General features: G+C 58.9%; 13 protein-coding genes. 4 read left to right on the top strand and 9 right to left on the bottom strand.

Annotated elements, in window-relative coordinates; genetic code table 11:
* Positions 1 to 93 precede the first annotated feature (93 nt).
* The 4 genes from N645_RS0113235 to N645_RS0113250 all read right to left on the bottom strand — a co-directional run bounded on the left by N645_RS0113235 (position 94) and on the right by N645_RS0113250 (position 6,441).
* Complete coding sequence (locus tag N645_RS0113235; protein WP_024461997.1) at positions 94 to 990, bottom strand: hydroxypyruvate isomerase family protein; 897 nt, start codon at positions 988 to 990, stop codon at positions 94 to 96.
* Positions 991 to 1,027: 37 nt separating this feature from the next.
* Complete coding sequence (locus N645_RS0113240) at positions 1,028 to 1,762, bottom strand: SapC family protein (protein WP_024461998.1); 735 nt, start codon at positions 1,760 to 1,762, stop codon at positions 1,028 to 1,030.
* Between the two features lie 29 nt (positions 1,763 to 1,791).
* Complete coding sequence (locus N645_RS0113245) at positions 1,792 to 3,312, bottom strand: tryptophan halogenase family protein (protein ID WP_024461999.1); 1,521 nt, start codon at positions 3,310 to 3,312, stop codon at positions 1,792 to 1,794.
* Positions 3,313 to 3,468: 156 nt separating this feature from the next.
* Positions 3,469 to 6,441, bottom strand: coding sequence for a TonB-dependent receptor (locus N645_RS0113250; RefSeq protein WP_051174464.1), 2,973 nt, complete (start codon positions 6,439 to 6,441; stop codon positions 3,469 to 3,471).
* 456 nt (positions 6,442 to 6,897) lie between these two features.
* On the opposite strand from N645_RS0113250, the gene N645_RS0113255 reads away from it, so the two are divergent.
* A complete protein-coding gene (locus N645_RS0113255; protein WP_024462001.1) occupies positions 6,898 to 7,434 on the top strand; it encodes a hypothetical protein in 537 nt (178 codons plus the stop codon).
* 41 nt (positions 7,435 to 7,475) lie between these two features.
* Here N645_RS0113255 and N645_RS0113260 read toward each other — a convergent pair whose 3' ends face one another.
* The 4 genes from N645_RS0113260 to N645_RS0113275 all read right to left on the bottom strand — a co-directional run bounded on the left by N645_RS0113260 (position 7,476) and on the right by N645_RS0113275 (position 12,129).
* Entirely contained in the window at positions 7,476 to 7,787 is a 312-nt protein-coding gene (locus tag N645_RS0113260; RefSeq protein WP_024462002.1) for a DUF4156 domain-containing protein, read from the bottom strand.
* A 166-nt stretch (positions 7,788 to 7,953) separates the two neighbouring features.
* A complete protein-coding gene (locus N645_RS0113265; RefSeq protein WP_024462003.1) occupies positions 7,954 to 9,378 on the bottom strand; it encodes a PepSY domain-containing protein in 1,425 nt (474 codons plus the stop codon).
* 12 nt (positions 9,379 to 9,390) lie between these two features.
* Positions 9,391 to 9,945, bottom strand: a complete 555-nt coding sequence (locus N645_RS0113270) for a hypothetical protein (protein ID WP_024462004.1) — start codon at positions 9,943 to 9,945, stop codon at positions 9,391 to 9,393.
* Between the two features lie 3 nt (positions 9,946 to 9,948).
* Complete coding sequence (locus tag N645_RS0113275) at positions 9,949 to 12,129, bottom strand: TonB-dependent siderophore receptor (RefSeq protein ID WP_036161381.1); 2,181 nt, start codon at positions 12,127 to 12,129, stop codon at positions 9,949 to 9,951.
* A 255-nt stretch (positions 12,130 to 12,384) separates the two neighbouring features.
* Here N645_RS0113275 and N645_RS0113280 point away from each other — a divergent pair, with 255 nt between their 5' ends.
* The 3 genes from N645_RS0113280 (at position 12,385) to N645_RS0113290 (ending at position 17,279) form a co-directional block, all read left to right on the top strand.
* Positions 12,385 to 13,452, top strand: a complete 1,068-nt coding sequence (locus N645_RS0113280) for an efflux RND transporter periplasmic adaptor subunit (protein WP_202960800.1) — start codon at positions 12,385 to 12,387, stop codon at positions 13,450 to 13,452.
* A gap of 15 nt (positions 13,453 to 13,467) precedes the next feature.
* On the top strand, positions 13,468 to 16,596 hold the full coding sequence (locus tag N645_RS0113285) for an efflux RND transporter permease subunit (protein WP_024462007.1): 3,129 nt from the start codon (positions 13,468 to 13,470) through the stop codon (positions 16,594 to 16,596).
* A 119-nt stretch (positions 16,597 to 16,715) separates the two neighbouring features.
* Complete coding sequence (locus N645_RS0113290; protein WP_024462008.1) at positions 16,716 to 17,279, top strand: BLUF domain-containing protein; 564 nt, start codon at positions 16,716 to 16,718, stop codon at positions 17,277 to 17,279.
* A gap of 17 nt (positions 17,280 to 17,296) precedes the next feature.
* Here the strand turns inward: N645_RS0113290 and N645_RS0113295 are convergent, their stop codons facing one another.
* Complete coding sequence (locus tag N645_RS0113295) at positions 17,297 to 17,845, bottom strand: DUF2058 domain-containing protein (protein ID WP_024462009.1); 549 nt, start codon at positions 17,843 to 17,845, stop codon at positions 17,297 to 17,299.
* Positions 17,846 to 17,906 lie beyond the last annotated feature (61 nt).

Genomic DNA, 17,906 nt, shown 5'->3' on the forward strand with positions numbered 1-17,906 from the left:
TACCCAAAACCGTAGGGTGGATAAGGGCGATAGCCCGTCATCCACCGCTTGGCTTCCTTTCCACGTTACGTCTTCTGAAAATCGATCAATATCTTAAACGTCGCAGATCTTGATCGCCGCTTTCAATGACTCAACCTTCTCCTCATCCGTCGCCCGCGCCGGAATAAATTCCTGGGCCACATACCCTTTGAAATCCACCTCCTGAATGGCCCGCATGATTGCCGGATAGTACAGCTCCTGGGAGTCGTCAATCTCGTGGCGTCCCGGTACCCCGGCGGTGTGGTAATGGCCGAAATATTGATGGTTGTCGCGGATGGTGCGGATGATGTCACCTTCCATGATTTGCATATGATAGATATCGTAAAGCAGTTTGAAGTTTGGTGAATCCAGCCGCTTACACAGTTCAATACCCCAAGCCGAGCTGTCACACAGATAATCGGGATGGTCCACCTTGCTGTTGAACAACTCCATCTGCAGCACAACGCCACGCTTCTCGGCCTGTGCCAGAACTTTCTTCAAACCGGTGACGGCGGCTTTCAGACCATCTTCCGGGTCCATGCCCCGAGCGTTACCGCTGAAACAGATCAGGTTGGTGTAACCCGCGTCGCTGACCAGATCAATGTGCTTACGATAGCTTTCGATAAGGGCGCTGTGGTGCTCGGCATTACCAAACCCTTCCTCAAGGCTCAGCTCGGCGCCGTTACACATGGACGAGTCCACCCCATGCTCTTTGAGAATGTGCCACTCCTTGGGGCCGATCAGGTCGATGGCCGAAAAGCCGATTCGTTTGACCAGCTGGCAGAGCTCCTCCACGGAGAGGAAATCGTAGGTCCACCGTGCCACCGAGTGGCGAATATTGCCCTTGAGCTGATGAGATTGTCCGTGGTGGTCGGCCAGTGCCCGGGGTCCCAGAGCGCTCAGGCTGGTAACGCCAAAGGCGCTGGCGACGGCACCGCGCAGCAGGGCGCGGCGGTTGAGAGAGTCAGTCATGGTTACAGTCCTCTTATGGTTTTGTTGTGGTTACCCCTCAGCGGCGCTGAAGCGTAATTTTCTGAATCGGATTGACCGAATTGTGTTCCTTGTGTCGCTGAATAAGACGGTTTAGCTGGAAGAGGGAGGTCAGCATGCTGTTCATGGCCATCAGGTAACCCCGTTTCTGGAGCTCCAGCAGTTCTTTGTCAGACAGCGACGATAACCTGTCCTGATCCAGTGTGTACAGTCCTTCAAGAGTTCGGCTCTTACCGTCTTTGTACAGCACGTTGATGCTGATGGGCTGAATGAGGTTCAGCCCATCGAGGTGTTGGCAGAAAGCCCGGGTGGCCGCAGCGCCAGAGAGGTCTTCATGCAGAGCATTTTCGATTGCTTTGAGATAGTCCGTCGGCTGGCCTTCATCGTCGTAGAGTCCGGCTCCGGAATCCGAAAGGTCTTCGGCCCGAACCGCGAGGCTGACGCCTTCTGCGCCGTCGGCTCTGGTGAGTCGCACCGGGTAGGTCTGGATGGACAAAGGCATATAGACGCCCTGCCAACCCTCATCTCCGACAAATAGGTTGGATTCCGGCTCAAGGGACGTCAGTGCGGTGATATCCCATTCTCCGAACTGGGGGTCTTTGGTGATCAGCACCGGAAAACAGCAGCCCGCGTTTCCGACCTCGGGAACCCTTAGTCGAACCACCTGGGCCTGGCGAAAATCATTGATCGCGCGCCGGGTATCTATAAACCGGTGCTTATGCTCTGAGGGTGATAGTGGAATCAATGTTGACATCGTAACTCCGGGAATCGATGAGTGTTCAGTCAGGCGGCCTGGCCCAACCAGCGGTTGATCAGGTCGCGGTGGCTCGGCAGCGAATCCAGCAGTTGCCGGGTGAGCTGTTGATTGCGGGTGAAGACCTGCTGGGCCAGTTGCTGTTGATCATACAGCCAGGCCTGACTTGAAAAGTCGGGTCTGAATCCCATGCCGTAAAGAACGTACTGATAGCTGGCCGCCGGGAACAGCTCCAGAGCGCTGTCAAAGTCCGCGGTCTGGGGGCCACGGGTTGCCCAGACCGCAAGATCCTCCTTAAGGCTTTCGGGAATGCTGGCCGGGTCCCGGTGCGCCCTCCAGTATGGCTCGGGGCGATCGTTCAGCATGTAGTGCAGCTTCAGGAAATCGATGATTCGCTGCCAGCGGTAGGACATCGCCTGATTGAAGCGCTTCTCCATGATGGCCATGGTGTGGCGGTCGGCCGGCAGGTTTTCAGAAATGAACCGGGCCGACAGCTCAACCAGCATGATGGCGGTGGCTTCCAGGGGCTCGACAAATCCGGCGGACATGCCGACGGCAACACAATTTTTCTTCCACCAGCAGGCCCGGTGGCCAGATGAGAACTTGATGACTCTGGAATCTGCCTCGGACTCGTTCAGGTCAAGATACTGACGCAGGGTAAATTCGGCTTCATCTTCGCTGATAAAATCACTGGAAAAAACATGACCTGTGCCGCGGCGGTGCGTCAACCCGATATCCCAGATCCAGCCGGCCGCTTTGGCAGTGGCCAGGGTGTGACAGGGGATGGGACTGCGCTCGTCCGGGTAGGGCGCCTGTACGGCAATGGCGCGATCATTGAACAGGATAGAATCCATCGGCTTGAAGGGAACACCCAGGGCCTGGCCCAGGAGCCTGGACGCAAAGCCCGTGCAGTCGACAAAAAAGTCTCCTTCCAGTTTCCCTGTCTGCTCCAGGGTGATTGCGTCGATAAATCCATCGCTGGACAGGGACACGTTCGATACTGTATCGACGAGATGATGCACGCCCAGTTTCTCCGTGGCGTGTTGCTTGAGTAGCTCGGCGAACTCGCCGGCATCCAGGTGATAGGCGTAATTGCAGGGGCCCTGAAAGTCGGGATCCGTCAGGGATCTCGGCCCCAATCCCGCCTCACAGATGTGATGTTGAAAATTCGTTTCCGGTGCAAAGTGAGTCAGGTCGTTGATGTAAGGCGCCAGATCCAGCCGCTCATAGGCGATCGGTACAGTGAATGGATGGTAGTAGGCATCGCCGTTTCCGGTATGCCAGTCGATGAATTTTCCGCCCTGCTTGAATGTGCTGTGGCAGCGGGCAAAAAAGGTTTTTTCATCGATTCCAATTTTCTGCAGCGTGTTTTTCATGGTGGGCCAGGTGCCCTCGCCCACGCCGACGGTAGGTATGCCGGAAGACTCCACCAGTGTCACCTTCAGTCCGTCCGGGCGGTGACCGTTATGATAGGCGGCGATCATTGCGGCGCTGAGCCAACCGGCGGTGCCTCCACCGACGACAACAACGTGACCAATGCTTTCCGTCATGATGACTCTTCTCCTGGCTTATCGTTATGGTTTTAAGGCGCGTGCAGTTTCAGCAAAAAAGACCCGACAGCATGATTGCTGCCGAGCCAATCAGACACTGAGCTTTCGCTTCAGAAGTCTCCATGAACCTCCGGCGTCCCTGCCGGACTCACCGGTTTAGAAACGGGCGCGCAGACCGACCGAGTAGCGAGCGCCGGTATCAAAGACCGAAATGATCTGGTCTTCCTCACGGCCGCGGCTGACCAGCTCTTCTTCGGTGACGTTCACACCCTCAAAGTATACCGAGAAGATGTCGTTCACGTCGTAACTCGCGCTCACATCCCACTGGCCGTAGGTGTCCACCGTAAGCGGCTCGCTGGCGGGACCATTGTTGATCGCCTGCAGGAACTGCTCCCGGTTGTTGAACGCGACCCGAGCCTGGAATGGGCCACGCTCATAGAACACTACCGCATTCTGCGAGTCGCCGAGACCAATCAGGGCAAAGGTCTGGTCCCGGTCCTCGGACAGCGTCGCGTTACTGTCGGTTTTGGTGGCGTTAAGGGTTACACCAAAGCCATTATCCCAGAGGTGTGTCCAGGCCAGCTCGAGACCGTTGACTTCCGCCGTCTCCGCGTTCCGTGGGCGAGTAACCCTCAGCGTCTCAGACAGGCCTTGCAGTTCATCGGGAAGTCCGGCGTCGGCAGCAATGTCTGCACACTGGTCTGTAGCGCAGATGTTATTTGGGGTGCTTGTGCGATCTGCCAAAGTGAACTCTTCATCAGCGGCAAGAGTGACGATGAAGTTGTCCACCTCTTTATTGAAGTAAGCTACAGACAGGTAGCTGGCGCTTCCGTAATACCATTCGTAAGAAATGTCCCAGTTCTCAGCAGTAAATGGCTTGAGATTAGGGTTGCCACCAGAGGCGGTCAAGTTCTGCAGGCGTGGCTGTCCAATGTTCAGCGCTGGTGACAGTTCCGTCAGGGTAGGGCGAGTAAGGGTTTCATAGCTCGCAAAACGTAGCACCATATCGTCCTGCAGGTCAATTTTGGCGTTGATGCTGGGTAACAGGTTGGTGTAAGAGTTGCTTTCGGTAACCTCGGTTGGCGAGCCTTCTACGGTCTCAAACAGCGTCGGATCGCCGGTGGCCACAATGTCGCTCAGCACAGTCTGTACCGCATCGACCGAGGTTGATGTTTCCGCGTAACGGGCGCCAACATTGACGGTCCAGGGCAAATTCATGACATCACCTTCAAAGGTGAAGTCCATATACAGGCTGGATATATTTTCTCGTACTGTGTAACGGTCGTCGTTTACCGTCAGCTCGAACATATTGCCGTCCTGCAATGCCTGCCAGGTCGTGCCGATCTCATTGCCCCGCTCTCGGTCGTTTTCGTTGGCCTTTTCCTCGGTGAGCATTACGTCGTAAAGCTCCCAGTTATCAAAGGTCCACCAGGTATCCTGAGCACCGGGGAAGAAGCTGGGTGCAGTAAATTTGGACATAAGTTCTTCAGGGGCGGATGCATAATAACCGCCGTAAAGAGAACCATTTTCCACGCCGACTGAATAGTAGGCTTTTTCCCGTTCCTGACGATAGGCGCCGAAACGCATTGAGGTAAAGCCGCTGGTATTGTACGGCGTGTACTCAAAGTCTGCGCGAAGCTCATTGATTTCATCTTGGCTGTTGGGACCACCCGGAGAGCCAACGTGCATTTTCATGATGGAGCGATCCGGGATGTCACTGCCGTTGTAGCCTTCATGGTTGGCCAAGGGACGTCCGGAGCTCAGGTCAAAATCATAGGTGTTGATATGACCGATCACGCCGAAGTTTTCCTTCCCGGCCATATCGTTTTCGGCATCCGAATAGGAGGCATCAAATTTACCCACCAGCTCGTCGGTAATATTCCACTCAACATTCAAACCAAAGGCATTGAGGGTGACGAACTTACTGTCACCGTGGTTGACCACGAAGTCCGTTGCCGCCCGGGTGTCTTCCGTGCCGACGTTATTCATGTAGGTGACGGTGCGGGTTTCGTTGTTGAAGTCAACGTCCGTGACCCTGTTGGGCTCGAACCAGGCGGCCAGAGCATTCAGCTTGGCGTCGACCTCATAGTTGGAGTGATAACCATCAAAGGTTACAGTCAGATCATCAGAGGGGGCATACTGAAATGACAGGTTTGCGTTGGTGCGGGTTCGCTTCTGTTGCTCAGTGCGCATGTCCAGATTTCGAGGAGGAGTGACGTTGCCTGCCTGTAGTTCCCCCTGTTCATTGTACAGATTCAGGCCTGGTCGATACCCGGCGGTAAATAGTGAGTTGACGTAGTTTTCCCGCTCAGAGTGGGACACCGCCAACAGAACACCCAGGGTGTCATCGGCAAAGGTGTTGCTGATCAGGCCCGATACGGTTGGATAGGTTTTTTCATTCAGGCTTTCATAAGTACCTTTGATCGAACCGAACATTTCAAGACCATTAAAGTCGAATGGTCGTGCGGTCTGAACATCAATCGTGGAACCGATGCCGCCCGAAACCATTGAAGGGTTGCTGGTCTTGTAGACGTTCACACCTCGAACCAGCTCGGCTGACAGGGTGTCAAAGCTGAACGCCCGGTCCTGGTTCTCGGTCGCCATCTGCCGACCGTTGACCATGACCGTATTAAAGGAGGGACCGAAACCGCGCACGGTGACCGACTGGCCCTCGCCGCCACTGCGGTCAATCGAAACGCCGGTAATCCGTTGCAGGGATTCGGCCACGTTGGTGTCGGGAAATTTACCCATGTCTTCGGCAGAGATTGCGTCGACCACGCCGGATGAATCCCGTTTGATATCCATGGAGCGCTCGAGAGAGCCCCGGATCCCGGTTACGACCACTTCTTCAAAGTTGCCGTTGGCGGCGTCCTGGGCAATGGCCTGAGCGCCTGCCAACGAAGACATGGCCACGATGATAGCGCTGGATAATTTATTCTTTTGTAGCATTGAATCTTTCCCCTTAGAGTCGTCATCGGTGCGGATAAAGAGCTTGCCGCTGCCGCTTACGGAGAGATTCAGTCCAGTGCCTTCAATCAGATGGAGCGCCGCTTCCACAATGGTGTAGTGACCTTGCAGCGGCTGGGTTTTGATATTCACCACCTGCTCGAACGGGACAATAACAGTCATATTTGACTGTTGTGCAAACTCCGTGAGCGATACGTCTGCTCTGCTTTCAGAGATGTTGAATTGTGTGGTTTCCCCCAGACGCGACGCATCCCCAGACGCATGAACTGCGCATGTGATCAGCTGGGTCAGCAGCACGGTCGGTGTTATTTTCAATTCAACGTTCTCCCCAACGGATCAGCTCCGTTGTATTACAGTGACGAACGGGTTGGTGTTTTCCGCTACAGGGTTCTGTATTTGTATCCGGTTGCGTGTTTGTTCAAAAGGGAGTAAAAGACGCTAAGGTCTTGTCTGCCGCCAGGAGTGGCGCATAATCCCTTGACGAGTATATAGTCTCATTTGCGGGTCCGCGAATGGGCCTTGGTGGTACTATAAAATAAGATGAGTGACTTTTCCCGTCGGATTCTGCCTGTGTTCAATTGGCCCGCTTTAATGGTCATAAAAACCATAAGGAATAGCTTGGTTGACCGCTCCCGAGTGGCGCTGCTGGTGCTTCTGTTTGCCGCTGGCGCAACGGCATCGGAACGTCAGTCCATAGTGCTTGCCCCCGGTTTGACGCTTCAGCCCCCCAGCGCGCTATCGCTTGAGTCCGTCAGAAGTGATGCCGCGGACGGTGCGCCGGTGTTGGTCGGGTATATCGAGGGGGCGCCGGGGTATTTTCTGGCGGCCGACAGAGTCACCGGTAAACAGCGTGTCTCGGTGCTCTGGGAAAAGCTGGAAATGGAAATGCGCGGCCGCGCAGATGCGCGTTCAATCGAGGTGGAGGACCGGGGCATTTTCCTGACCCAGAGCGAGGCGAAAGTCTGGTATCGCGCTTACCGGTACCGGCTGGATGGGGTCAAGCTGCGGCCGGTTTACTATTTGCTTCGGCAGGATGATCAGAGTTATTGGCTGACGCTGACTACGGCGGAGGGCGTTGATCTGGAAGTGGTCAAGCCTATCGTCGATGTGATTCTGAAGCGGGTGGTCATCAGTAGCGAGACGGGCCGGTACTGAGCCGATGCAGTGAAGGCCCGGCGTACCGGGCCTCGATCGCATTACTGACAGCGGTAGATGGAGAATGTCTGGCGGCCATCCTCAGGCTCTCCCTGAGGCACGATGGTGTCGCCACCCAGGCGTACCGCTTCATTTTTACCCATGTTCAGCAGCTCGGTCGCCACTTTCTCTTCGCTGCGGCTGATCGGCCCGATACTGTCGGCGACGCTGACGTTGGTGTCGCTGAGCTTCTCGCAGCCGCGCACGTTGGCCTCTTTGCCGACCACGATGTCTTCGGCTTGTTCATTCACTTTCACCCAGGTACAGGCGCTGGCCAGGCTGGCCATCAGGATCAACAGGGATAATTTTTTCATGGAGGTGTCCTCTAGCAAAGGGTAAGTGTCCGTTTGGAGCCGGTGAGACCACGTGGTGGCGGGTTGGGTTCCAGCGTTGTAGGGCATCTTATACCAAAGCCGGAGGTGGCGTCACAAGCGACTGGGCCGCAACCCTGAAGGTTGACGGCCCGGAGGGTGGAGAGGTTCAGTGTGCCGGCTGTCGCCAGGCTATCAGGCCCAGTGCCAGGGCGGTGAGCAGCAGGCCGGCGTTGATGCCCGGCGCCGCACCGGAGAAGGCATCGGCGCCGAAGCGCAGGGCGTGCCCCAGCGCCAGCAGCACCAGGCCGGCGCTGGTCAGCCCCAGCAGCCAGCGCTTGGTGGGGGGGTGCCGGTCGCGCCATTGCGCGAGGATCATGGCGGCCAGGATCACGCCCCAGAAAATCCACTTGGAGGGCCACTGGAGCAGCACCTGGGTAATGGCGCTGACGACAAACGCCAAGGGTGTACCCCAGACAATGCCGGTCCAGAGGTTGTTCAGGGCATCCCGGTGTTTGCGTTTCGCCAACCAGATATTGATGCCGCTGACTGATACCACGGTCAGCGCCAGGCCCAGTGCCACCCAGAGCAGTTTCACGCCCAGGCCGCCAACGTGCCCAAAGTGGATGCGATAGACCGAGAATATCGCCTGCCGCCCGGGTTCCCCGTCGCTAAAGCCCACCTTGTTCAGGAAGTTGCCCGCGCCGTCGTAGTAAAACTGCTCGGCATAGATGAGTCGATCCGGGTAGTGAGTGCCCACCAATAGGTGCTCCTCGTCGGTATCCGGGTGCTCAACGGTCACGTAGATGGGGCGGGTGCCTTCCGGTGCGCGCTCGATGCTGTCCTGCAGGGCGCTAGCAATACCCAGCGGGCCCTCGCGCTCTGGCAGGTTCTCCGGATGACCGCCGTACACCGTCTCAATTACCGCGTCGGTATCACCATCGTAAAAAGCCTCCGCCGCGACCCAACTGAGCATGGCGGCGAGACCGTAAAAGGCGCCGGTCACGGCAATCATGATGTAAAACGGCAGCCCCCAGACGCTCAGGCGGTTGTGCAGGTCGGTCTGCTCCAGGCGCGCGTTGCCCTTGCGTCGGAAGTGAAAGGCATCCTTGAACAGTCGCGGGTGGGCCAAGACGCCGGAAACAATCAGGGCCAGCAGCATGGCGCCCAGCGTGCTCACCAGCACCATGCCCCAACTGCTCGGCAAGTGCAGGTACAGATGCAGGTCGGTCAGTATGTGAGTCCAGGGGTGTGCGGCGGGCTCCCCCAGGGTGCCGTCGGCATTGAGCACCCGGGCGCTGTGGTCGGACATCAACACTGTGCGGGGCATGCCGGGGCGGGGCAGCAGGACGTAGGCGTGCTCGGTGGGCTCCTGACCCTCCATGAAACGCTGGTAGGCGCTCTGGATGGTCTCGGGGTTTACCTCGGTGTATTCCGACACGGTCGGCGTCTCCCAGCGCTCGAACTCCGGATAGAGCACCGCCAGAGTGCCGGACAGGCACACCCAATACATCAGCGCGCCGATGGCGATGCCCATCCAGCTGTGGCTGGCCAGGGAGTTTTTTACCAGTTGGGGAGAGAGTCTGAAGGCCATAGTAGAGCGTCGTTATAGAAGAAAGAGGTAGCCGGCGCTAATCACGCCGGTCGCGATCAACGCCAGGGTCGGGCGCCAGAGTCGGGTGTCGGCCAGCACCCAGTAGCTGGCCAGGCCCCAGAACACCGGCATCATCAACACCCCGGTCACCAGGCGGTTGACCGCCTCCCAGGGCAGCAGATCGGTGACCGCAAAGCTGAGCAGGGCACTGACAAGACCCGCCAGAGGCACACTGATCACCAGTTTGAGCACCTGCACACCCAGTAACGTGATCCGGGGCCAATTCAGAGTCCGCTGTTCCAGTTTGGTGTCCCGTGCGGGCTGTCGGTCCGGGCTGGCCCAGCCGATCCAGAGCCAGGCGAGCAGGGCCGGGACGGTCAGGGCGAAGCACACGGCAAACTCCACTGGCTGGGCCCAGAGCCAGGCAATCAGTGACAGCATCAGCAGTATCCAGCCCAGGCGGCGCCAGTGCGTCGGCTTGGGCAGGGGCAAACGCCAGCTGCGGTAGAGGCTCAGTACACCGGCAAAGCCGGTGGCGGTAGCCAGGGTTCCCAGTATCCAACTCATGGTTTAAAACTCGACCGAGGCGGACAGAACCAGGCTGCGCGGCTCGGACAGCACCAGGTAGTTCGAGCCCGGGAAGCCGCCGACGGAGGCCCAGTAGTTTTCATCCGTCAGATTGTTCAGTCGGGCTCGCAGGGTCAGGCCCCGTCCGTCCCACTGGGTCTGGTAGCGGGCGCCCAGGTCCCAGCGGGTCCACGCGGGGGCGCTCACGGTGTTATCGGCATTGGCGTACTGGTCATCGGTGTGAATGATCCGGGTATCCAGGGTCAGGCCGGGCAGGGCGGTCAGGTCCCATTCCAGGTTCAGGTTGAGTTGGAATTCGGGTACTCCCACCGCCTGCTTGCCGTCGTAGAGGCCGCCCTGGGTTTGGGTCTGTTCGCTGTCCAGGAAAGTCAGGCCGCCGAGCACACGCACTGTGTCCAGGGGCTGACCGAAAGCGCTCAACTCCAGCCCGCGATTGCGCTGCTCGCCGTTGACGGAAAACCGGTTGTTCTCCACATAGCCGCTGGGCAGCGCGGTATCAAACAGGCTGACGCTGCCGCCGTAGGTGTCGGCGTCGTATTTGAGCCCCACTTCGATCTGCTCGGCCTGGTAGGGCTCGAAGACTTCTCCGGCATTGTCGACCGGCTCACCGCCACTGGTGGCCGGGGCCACCTCGCCGGGCATCAGCCCCTCGATGTAGTTGCCGTACAGGGATACCTGGTCGCTGGGCTGATAGACCACGCCGGCGACCGGAGAGAGACGACCGTCGTCGTACTCGGAGGTCAGATTGCCGCTGTTGTAATCATAGCTTCGGGTGTGAATATCCTGATAGCGGGCGCCCAGAGTCACCAGCAGGGTATCGCCAAACAGTCCCAGCATATCCGCCAGCGCGACACTCTGGTTGTCCACCCGCTCGGTCACACCGGGGGCGGACAGATCGCCGCCGACAAAGAAGTCGGGGGTGGGAGGGGCAACCGGTTCGGGGTTGTACAGGTTGCCGGAAAAGCCGGAAAAGTCTGAGAACGCATAAGCGTTGCGAGACTCGGAGGAGAAGTCCGTTGCCGACGCCACCAGTCGGTGACTGACCGTGCCGGTCTGGAATTCACTTTTCACGCCGACTTCGGCGGAGCGCACAGAGTCTTCCCGCACGTTATCAAACCGGTAGGTGCTGGTGTTCCCTTCGGCGTCGCTGTTGGGGTTGGCCAGAATGTTGTTTTCCTCCCCCTCACGCAGTCCGGCGGCGGCCCAGCCGGTGATGTGGTCGGTCAGGTCATACTCGGCCCGCACCACACCAAACAGTTGTTGTTCGTCGGTGTAGGTCCAGGGCTGGGCGAAATTGCGGTCCGAGTCCGGTGCCTCGGGCAGCTCGCCGGTGGGGGTCACACTGGGGCGGGGCGCATCAATGCGATGATCCTGAAATCCCAGGTCGGCGGACAGACGCAGGCGCTCGCCCCGATAATCGGTACCGATGGCGGCCAGGGTCAGTTCCCGCTCCTGGTTCTCCACGGCGGTCTCGCCATCCCGGCGAACCAAATTGGCGCGCACCCCGGTTTCCTGTCCGGCGCCAAAACGCTCGCCGATATCCAGCGCGGCGTAGCCCTGACTCTGGCCCCCAAGGCCAAGCGTGGCCCGGCGCACACCGTCCTCCGGCGCCCGCTTCGGCACCAGATTCACCGATCCGCCGATGCCACTGCCGCCGGGCGCCGCACCGCTCAGGAAGGTGTTGGCGCCGCGAAAGACTTCCACCCGCTCCAGCAACTCCGAGGCGACGTACTGCCGGGGCAGAATGCCGTACAGGCCGTTATAGGTCATATCGTCGGAGAACACGGGAAAGCCGCGAATCACATACAGCTCCTGGAAGTTGCCAAAGCCTTTGGCCACCCGGACCACCGGGTCGTTCTGGAGCACGTCCGCCACGCTGCTGGTCTGTTGATCCAGCATCAGCTCGGCGGTGTAGTTGGTACTGGTGAACGGCGCATCCATCATGTCCAGATTGCCGAACACGCCCACCCGGCCGCCGCGGGCCACCTGACCACCGGCATAGGCTTCGGGCAGCAGTACCTGGGAGCCATCGGCGGTGACCACCATCTCTTCAACGCGCTCGGTCGATCCGGTCTGCGCCAGTGACGGCGAACACAGCGCACCGGCTGAAATCAGCAGAGCGAGCGATTTGAGGTTAAACAGGGAGGACGAAGGATTGCGCATAGCGGGTTCGGTTCCGGAGAGTCATTGAGCAAGAGGCGTTGAATAAGGCGCATGATAACGAGATAGTTTCTCATTTACAATAAGATTTGTTTCCAGTGGTGGGTTGCTTTGTCATCAAGGCGGAGGCCGCTGCCCAAAAAGCCCGACGGGTCGATGTAAATTAGTGTTAAAGCGTCGGCCGGAGTCGTCTGGTGTGGTGTGACTGGGCGTAAAATCGAGGGCTTACCAGACTATCCCCCGACGAGCATGCACCTGATGAATAAACCCCTGGCGATGACCCTGTTGATTCTGTCTCTGTTCCCGGTTGGCGTGGCGCACAGCCAGTCCGGTGATCCGGGGGTCGTCGTCCAAACCGTGGTTCAGGAGCCGATCCGCAACCGCATCGAGGCGCTTGGTACGCTGCGCGGCAACGAATCCATTCACCTGACCTCCAATGTCACCAAAACGGTCACCCGCTTGAACTTTGAAGACGGCGAGCGGGTAGAAAAGGGCCGGGTGCTGGTGGAAATGACCAGTGCGGAGGAGATTGCCCTGCTCGAGGAGGCGCGCACCAACGCCGAGGACGCCGAGCGGCAGTGGCGCCGGGTGCGTTCGCTGGTGGATCAGGGGGCGGCGTCGCAATCCATGTTGGACGAGCGGCAGCGCGAATATCATTCGGCCCAGGCCCGCTACAACGCCCTGGAGGCGCGACTGGAAGACCTCCGGTTGAGTGCGCCCTTCGACGGGGTGGTGGGACTGCGCAATATCAGCGTCGGTGCCCTGGTTACACCGGGAGATCTGATTACCACGCTGGTGGACGATCGTCAGATGAAGCTGGACTTCACCCTGCCGGCGGTGCACCTGCAGGCGGTGGAGCCGGGGCTCGATATTCGCGCACGTAGTCGGGCGCTCGGCGACCAGGTGTTCGAAGGCGTCGTCTCGAGCATTGATAACCAGGTGGACCCGGTTACCCGGTCGTTCACCGTGCGCGCGATCCTCCCCAACGACGGCGGCCAGCTCAAACCCGGACTGTTGATGACCGTGGAGTTGTTCACCCGCGAGCGCGAAGCGATCATGGTATCGGAAGCGGCGTTGATGTCCGAAGGCGGTGGCCACTATGTGTTCGTGATCGTGAACCCGGACAGTGAGCCGGTGGCGGAGCAGCGCTCCGTCACAATTGGGCAGCGGTTTTTTGGGCGAGTGGAAATTCTGGAAGGCCTGTCGGCGGGAGAAAAAGTGGTGACCCACGGGTTACAGAAAGTGCGCTCCGACGAGCCGGTGGTCATCACCGCCGAAGACAGTGGCAGCGACCCCTTACCCGAATTGCTCAATCAATCCCAATAACCGAGGAGACACGCCATGTTGTTGTCCGATGTCTCCATCAAGCGGCCGGTGTTTGCCTCGGTCATCTCCCTGATCCTGATCGCCCTGGGCCTGCTGGCCTACGATCGATTGACGTTGCGTGAATACCCGGATATCGACCCGCCGGTGGTGTCCATTCGCACCAACTACCCCGGCGCCGCCGCGGCGGTGGTGGAAACCCGTGTGACCCGACTGCTGGAAGATCGGGTGGCGGGTGTCGAGGGCATGGAGTACATCGAGTCCTCAAGCGAAAACGGCCGTTCGGATATCACCATCCGCTTTAATGTCGACCGGGACATTGATGCCGCCGCCAACGATGTGCGTGACCGGATTTCCCGCGCCCTGAACAATCTGCCCACCGAGGCCGATCCGCCGGAAGTACAGAAGGTCAGTTCCGACGAAGACGTGATTGTCTGGTTCAATCTGGCCGGCGAGGGGCGCACCGTGCCGGAGTTGTCGGATTATGCCGAACGTTACCTCTTGGACCGCTTCTCGGTCATTGACGGAGTGGCCCGCGTTCGTATTGGCGGGCAGCAGCGCTACGCCATGCGCATCTGGCTGGATCGTCAGGAAATGGCCGCTCGCGGTCTGACGGTAGCCGATGTGGAAAACCGCCTGCGCGAAGAAAACGTCGAGTTGCCTGCGGGCAGTATCGAATCGGATCAGCGGCATTTCACGGTACGAATGGCCCGGCTCTATCGGGAGGCCAGTGATTTCGATCAACTGGTATTGGCCGAGGGCAGCGATGGGTATCTGGTGCGCCTGAAAGATATCGCGCGAGTGGAAAAGGGCACCGAGGAAGACCGCACTATTTTCCGCGGTAACGGCATTCCAATGGTGGGCATCGGCATCGTCAAACAGTCCACCGCCAACACCGTGGATGTGGCCCGCGCAGCGCGCGAGGAAGTCGAGCGCCTCAATGAAACTTTGCCCGAGGGCATGCGCCTGGAGCAGAGTTTCGACAGTTCAGTGTTTGTCGGTCAGGCGATCAAGGAGGTGTATTACACCCTGGCGTTTGCGATCGCCATGGTGATCCTGGTGATTTACTTGTTCCTCGGCAGCGCCCGGGCCATGTTGATCCCGGCGGTGACCGTGCCGGTATCGGTGATCGCCACCTTTACCGTGCTGGCGGTACTCGGCTTTTCGATCAATTTGCTGACCCTGCTGGCACTGGTACTGGCCATCGGTCTGGTGGTGGACGATGCGATTGTGGTGCTCGAGAACATCGTTCGCCACATCGAGGAAAAAGGCAAGCCGCCGCTGCTCGCCGCCTATCGCGGCACGCGGGAAGTGGGCTTTGCGGTGGTGACCACCACCCTGGTACTGATTTCGGTGTTTGTGCCCATCGCCTTTCTGACCGGCGATGTGGGGCGGCTGTTTTCCGAATTTGCCCTCACCATGGCGGCGGCCGTGGGTTTCTCTTCGCTGGTGGCGCTGACGCTCTCGGCCATGCTCGCCTCCAAGCTGATCAAGAAAAAGGAAAACACCTCCTGGCTGGTTACCAAACTCGATCAGGGCATTATCTGTTTGCGTCACTATTACGGCAAAGCCCTGCACCAATGCCTGCGCCACGCGCGTATTGTGGCGGTGGTGTTTGTCGGGTTGCTGGCGGGCACCTGGTGGGTGTCGCAACAGCTGCCCCAGGAGTACGCACCGCGGGAAGACCGGGGGGCCTTCTTTGTCATTGTCGACGGTCCGGAGGGGGCGAGTTACTCCTATATGGTGGAGTACATGGACGAGATCGAAAAACGCCTGATGAAATACGTCGACCAGGGTGAGATGGCCCGTCTGCTGGTCCGTGCGCCCCGGGCCTGGGGGGCACTGGAGCGGTTTAACAGCGGCATTGTGATCGCGACTCTGACCGACTGGTCCGAGCGGCGCAGCGGTTTTGACATCATGGACGATGTGCGTGCGGACCTGGCCGATTTACCCGGCGTGACGGCCTTTCCGGTGATGCGTCAGGGCTTTGGTTCGTCCACCCAGAAGCCGCTGCAGTTTGTGATCGGTGGTGGCTCCTATGAGGAGCTGGCCGAGTGGCGGGATATCCTGCTGGAAAAAATCGAAGCGGATAATCCGGGGTTGACGGGCATTGACTGGGATTACAAGGAAACCCGCCCCCAGGTCGAGGTGATTGTCGATCAGGATCGTGCCGCCGACCTGGGTGTGAGTGTGGCCAACGTCGGGCGCACTCTGGAAACCATGATGGGCTCGCGTCGGGTCACCACCTTTATTGAAGACGGCGAAGAATACGAGGTGATGCTCGAAGGTGAGCGAAGTGAACAGCGCACACTGGACAGCCTGGAGAATATTTTTGTGCGTTCCGAACGCAGTGGCGAGCTGGTGCCCCTGGCGAGTCTGGTAGAGCTGCGGGAGTTTGCCGACGCCGCTACGCTGCGACGCTATAACCGGATTCGAGCCATCACCATTGAAGCCAACCTGACCGATGGCCTCACCCTGGGGGATGCCCTGACGCATATGGAAGGCCTGGTGGCGGAGCACCTGCCGGAGAATGCGGTGATCGACTACAAGGGCCAGTCCCGCGATTACAAGTTGGCCGGCGGCTCGGTGGCCTTTATTTTCATGATCGGCATTCTGATCACCTTCCTGGTGCTGGCCGCACAGTTCGAGAGTTATATTCACCCCTTCGTGATCATGCTGACGGTGCCACTGGCCATGCTTGGCGGACTGCTGGGGTTATACCTCACCGGCAACTCGCTCAACCTTTACTCCCAGATTGGTCTGGTCATGTTGGTGGGGCTCGCAGCCAAAAACGGCATTCTGATCGTGGAGTTTGCCAACCAGTTGCGGGACCGGGGGATCGCCTTTGATGAGGCCTTAGAGCAGGCCTCTCTGGCCCGTCTGCGGCCCATCTTGATGACCGGCATCACCACAGCGGTGGGTGCCGTGCCCCTGGTGATGTCCTCCGGCGCCGGCTCGGAAACCCGGGCGGTGATCGGGGTGGTGGTGATTTCCGGGGTCCTGGCGGCCACGCTGTTTACCCTGTTTATCGTGCCCACGGCCTACAGTCTGCTGGCCCGCCATACCGGTTCGCCCAACGATGTGAAGCGCGAGCTGGAACGGGTGGCGGATGAGTACGATCGCAAACAGCAGAAGCATCCCTCCTGATGGACTGAGGTGCCAGGGATGGCACGTTTTTCCACTTTTTTGCCGGGCCGGCCATCCAGACCGATCGCCAGTGCGTATATAAAAACACTCTCAATAACGCACAAATGGAGCCTTCTCCCATGACCGATCTCGTTCAGGTGGTTTACATCAGCCGGGCCACGTTCAAAGCCATGCCCGCCTCCGGCGGTGTGGAGCCGCACGTGGCGCGCATTCTGCAACAGTCCCGCACCAACAACCCCCGCCTGGGGCTCGGTGGTGTGCTTTATTATGGGGAGGGGTGTTTCTTTCAGTGTCTGGAAGGTGAGCGCGAAGTCGTGGATAAGATGCTTGCCAAGTTGAAAGGCGATGATCGCCACAAGGACTTCAAGGTCGTGCTCCAGCGCAATATCACCGAGCGGCAGTTTACCGACTGGTCCATGAAGTACATTCCCACCAATGCCACGGTGAAAGGGTTGTTGGCACGGGCAGGGTATGACCGGTTTGATCCCTATCAGTTTGATCAGAAAACCATTGAAGACCTGCTGACTACCTTCCGCGAACTGCGCGCTCAGGCCGATCGGGCCATTCCCAGTCACGCCGCCCAGCCCGAGGTACGGGCCAACGAGTCGGGCGCCATGCCCTATGTGGTGGCCGGCCTGGTGGTCTTGGTGTGTGCCGTCGCGGTGGGCTGGTTCGTGTTGTAGCGAGCGCTGATCAGCCGTTACCACATCAGGTCGTCGGGGATAACATAGTCCTTGTAGGGATCGTCCTCGTCGACCGCTTCCTGGGTTTTCTGATTGGCGACCACAATATAGTCCGGGTCGCGCTCGGAGATCTTGTCGGATACCACTTTCGGAATCAGTTCGTAGTTCTCCCCGGCGCGGACCACAATGAGTTGGCCGCGAATGATCTGTTGTTGCACCCGAGCGCTGACCAGCAGCTTTTTGATTTTGGTGCCGTCGGTAAAGTTGTACTCCACCTCCCCTTCACCGCTGCCGCGCTTGGCCTGCTTGTGGGTCTGAATCAGCTGGCGGATTTGCGCTTCAATGGCTTTTTTCTCGGCGGCGGCCTGGCGCTCGCGATTCAGCGCCCGATCCCGTTCGGCCTTCTCTTCGCGGGCCGCCTGCGCCGACTGGCGGAGTTCCGCGTGGGGGTCCTCACCGGTATGGCGGGCCTGCTTTTTCTGTTTGCGCTGTTCTTTCTTAACCTGCTTGGCTTTCTTGTCGTCCACCAAACCGGCTTTCAGCAGTTGATCCTGTAGGGAAGGCATAAGAGGTACCGTATGGGTTGTGCTCGTTGGCGATCATTATGCCAGCTTCCCAGACCACCTC

This window comes from Marinimicrobium sp. LS-A18 (genome assembly GCF_000463525.1).
GTDB classification, from domain to species: domain Bacteria; phylum Pseudomonadota; class Gammaproteobacteria; order Pseudomonadales; family Cellvibrionaceae; genus Marinimicrobium; species Marinimicrobium koreense.

Excerpts from the sequence above, each read along its gene's own strand:
- N645_RS0113260 (WP_024462002.1), bottom strand. The coding sequence starts at position 7,787 with ATGAAAAAATTATCCCTGTTGATCCTGATGGCCAGCCTGGCCAGCGCC.
- N645_RS0113265 (WP_024462003.1), bottom strand. The coding sequence starts at position 9,378 with ATGGCCTTCAGACTCTCTCCCCAACTGGTAAAAAACTCCCTGGCCAGC.
- N645_RS0113240 (WP_024461998.1), bottom strand. The coding sequence starts at position 1,762 with ATGTCAACATTGATTCCACTATCACCCTCAGAGCATAAGCACCGGTTT.
- N645_RS0113295 (WP_024462009.1), bottom strand. The coding sequence starts at position 17,845 with ATGCCTTCCCTACAGGATCAACTGCTGAAAGCCGGTTTGGTGGACGAC.
- N645_RS0113285 (WP_024462007.1), top strand. The coding sequence starts at position 13,468 with ATGTTGTTGTCCGATGTCTCCATCAAGCGGCCGGTGTTTGCCTCGGTC.
- N645_RS0113275 (WP_036161381.1), bottom strand. The coding sequence starts at position 12,129 with ATGCGCAATCCTTCGTCCTCCCTGTTTAACCTCAAATCGCTCGCTCTG.
- N645_RS0113280 (WP_202960800.1), top strand. The coding sequence starts at position 12,385 with ATGAATAAACCCCTGGCGATGACCCTGTTGATTCTGTCTCTGTTCCCG.
- N645_RS0113235 (WP_024461997.1), bottom strand. The coding sequence starts at position 990 with ATGACTGACTCTCTCAACCGCCGCGCCCTGCTGCGCGGTGCCGTCGCC.
- N645_RS0113245 (WP_024461999.1), bottom strand. The coding sequence starts at position 3,312 with ATGACGGAAAGCATTGGTCACGTTGTTGTCGTCGGTGGAGGCACCGCC.
- N645_RS0113250 (WP_051174464.1), bottom strand. The coding sequence starts at position 6,441 with ATGACTGTTATTGTCCCGTTCGAGCAGGTGGTGAATATCAAAACCCAG.
- N645_RS0113270 (WP_024462004.1), bottom strand. The coding sequence starts at position 9,945 with ATGAGTTGGATACTGGGAACCCTGGCTACCGCCACCGGCTTTGCCGGT.
- N645_RS0113290 (WP_024462008.1), top strand. The coding sequence starts at position 16,716 with ATGACCGATCTCGTTCAGGTGGTTTACATCAGCCGGGCCACGTTCAAA.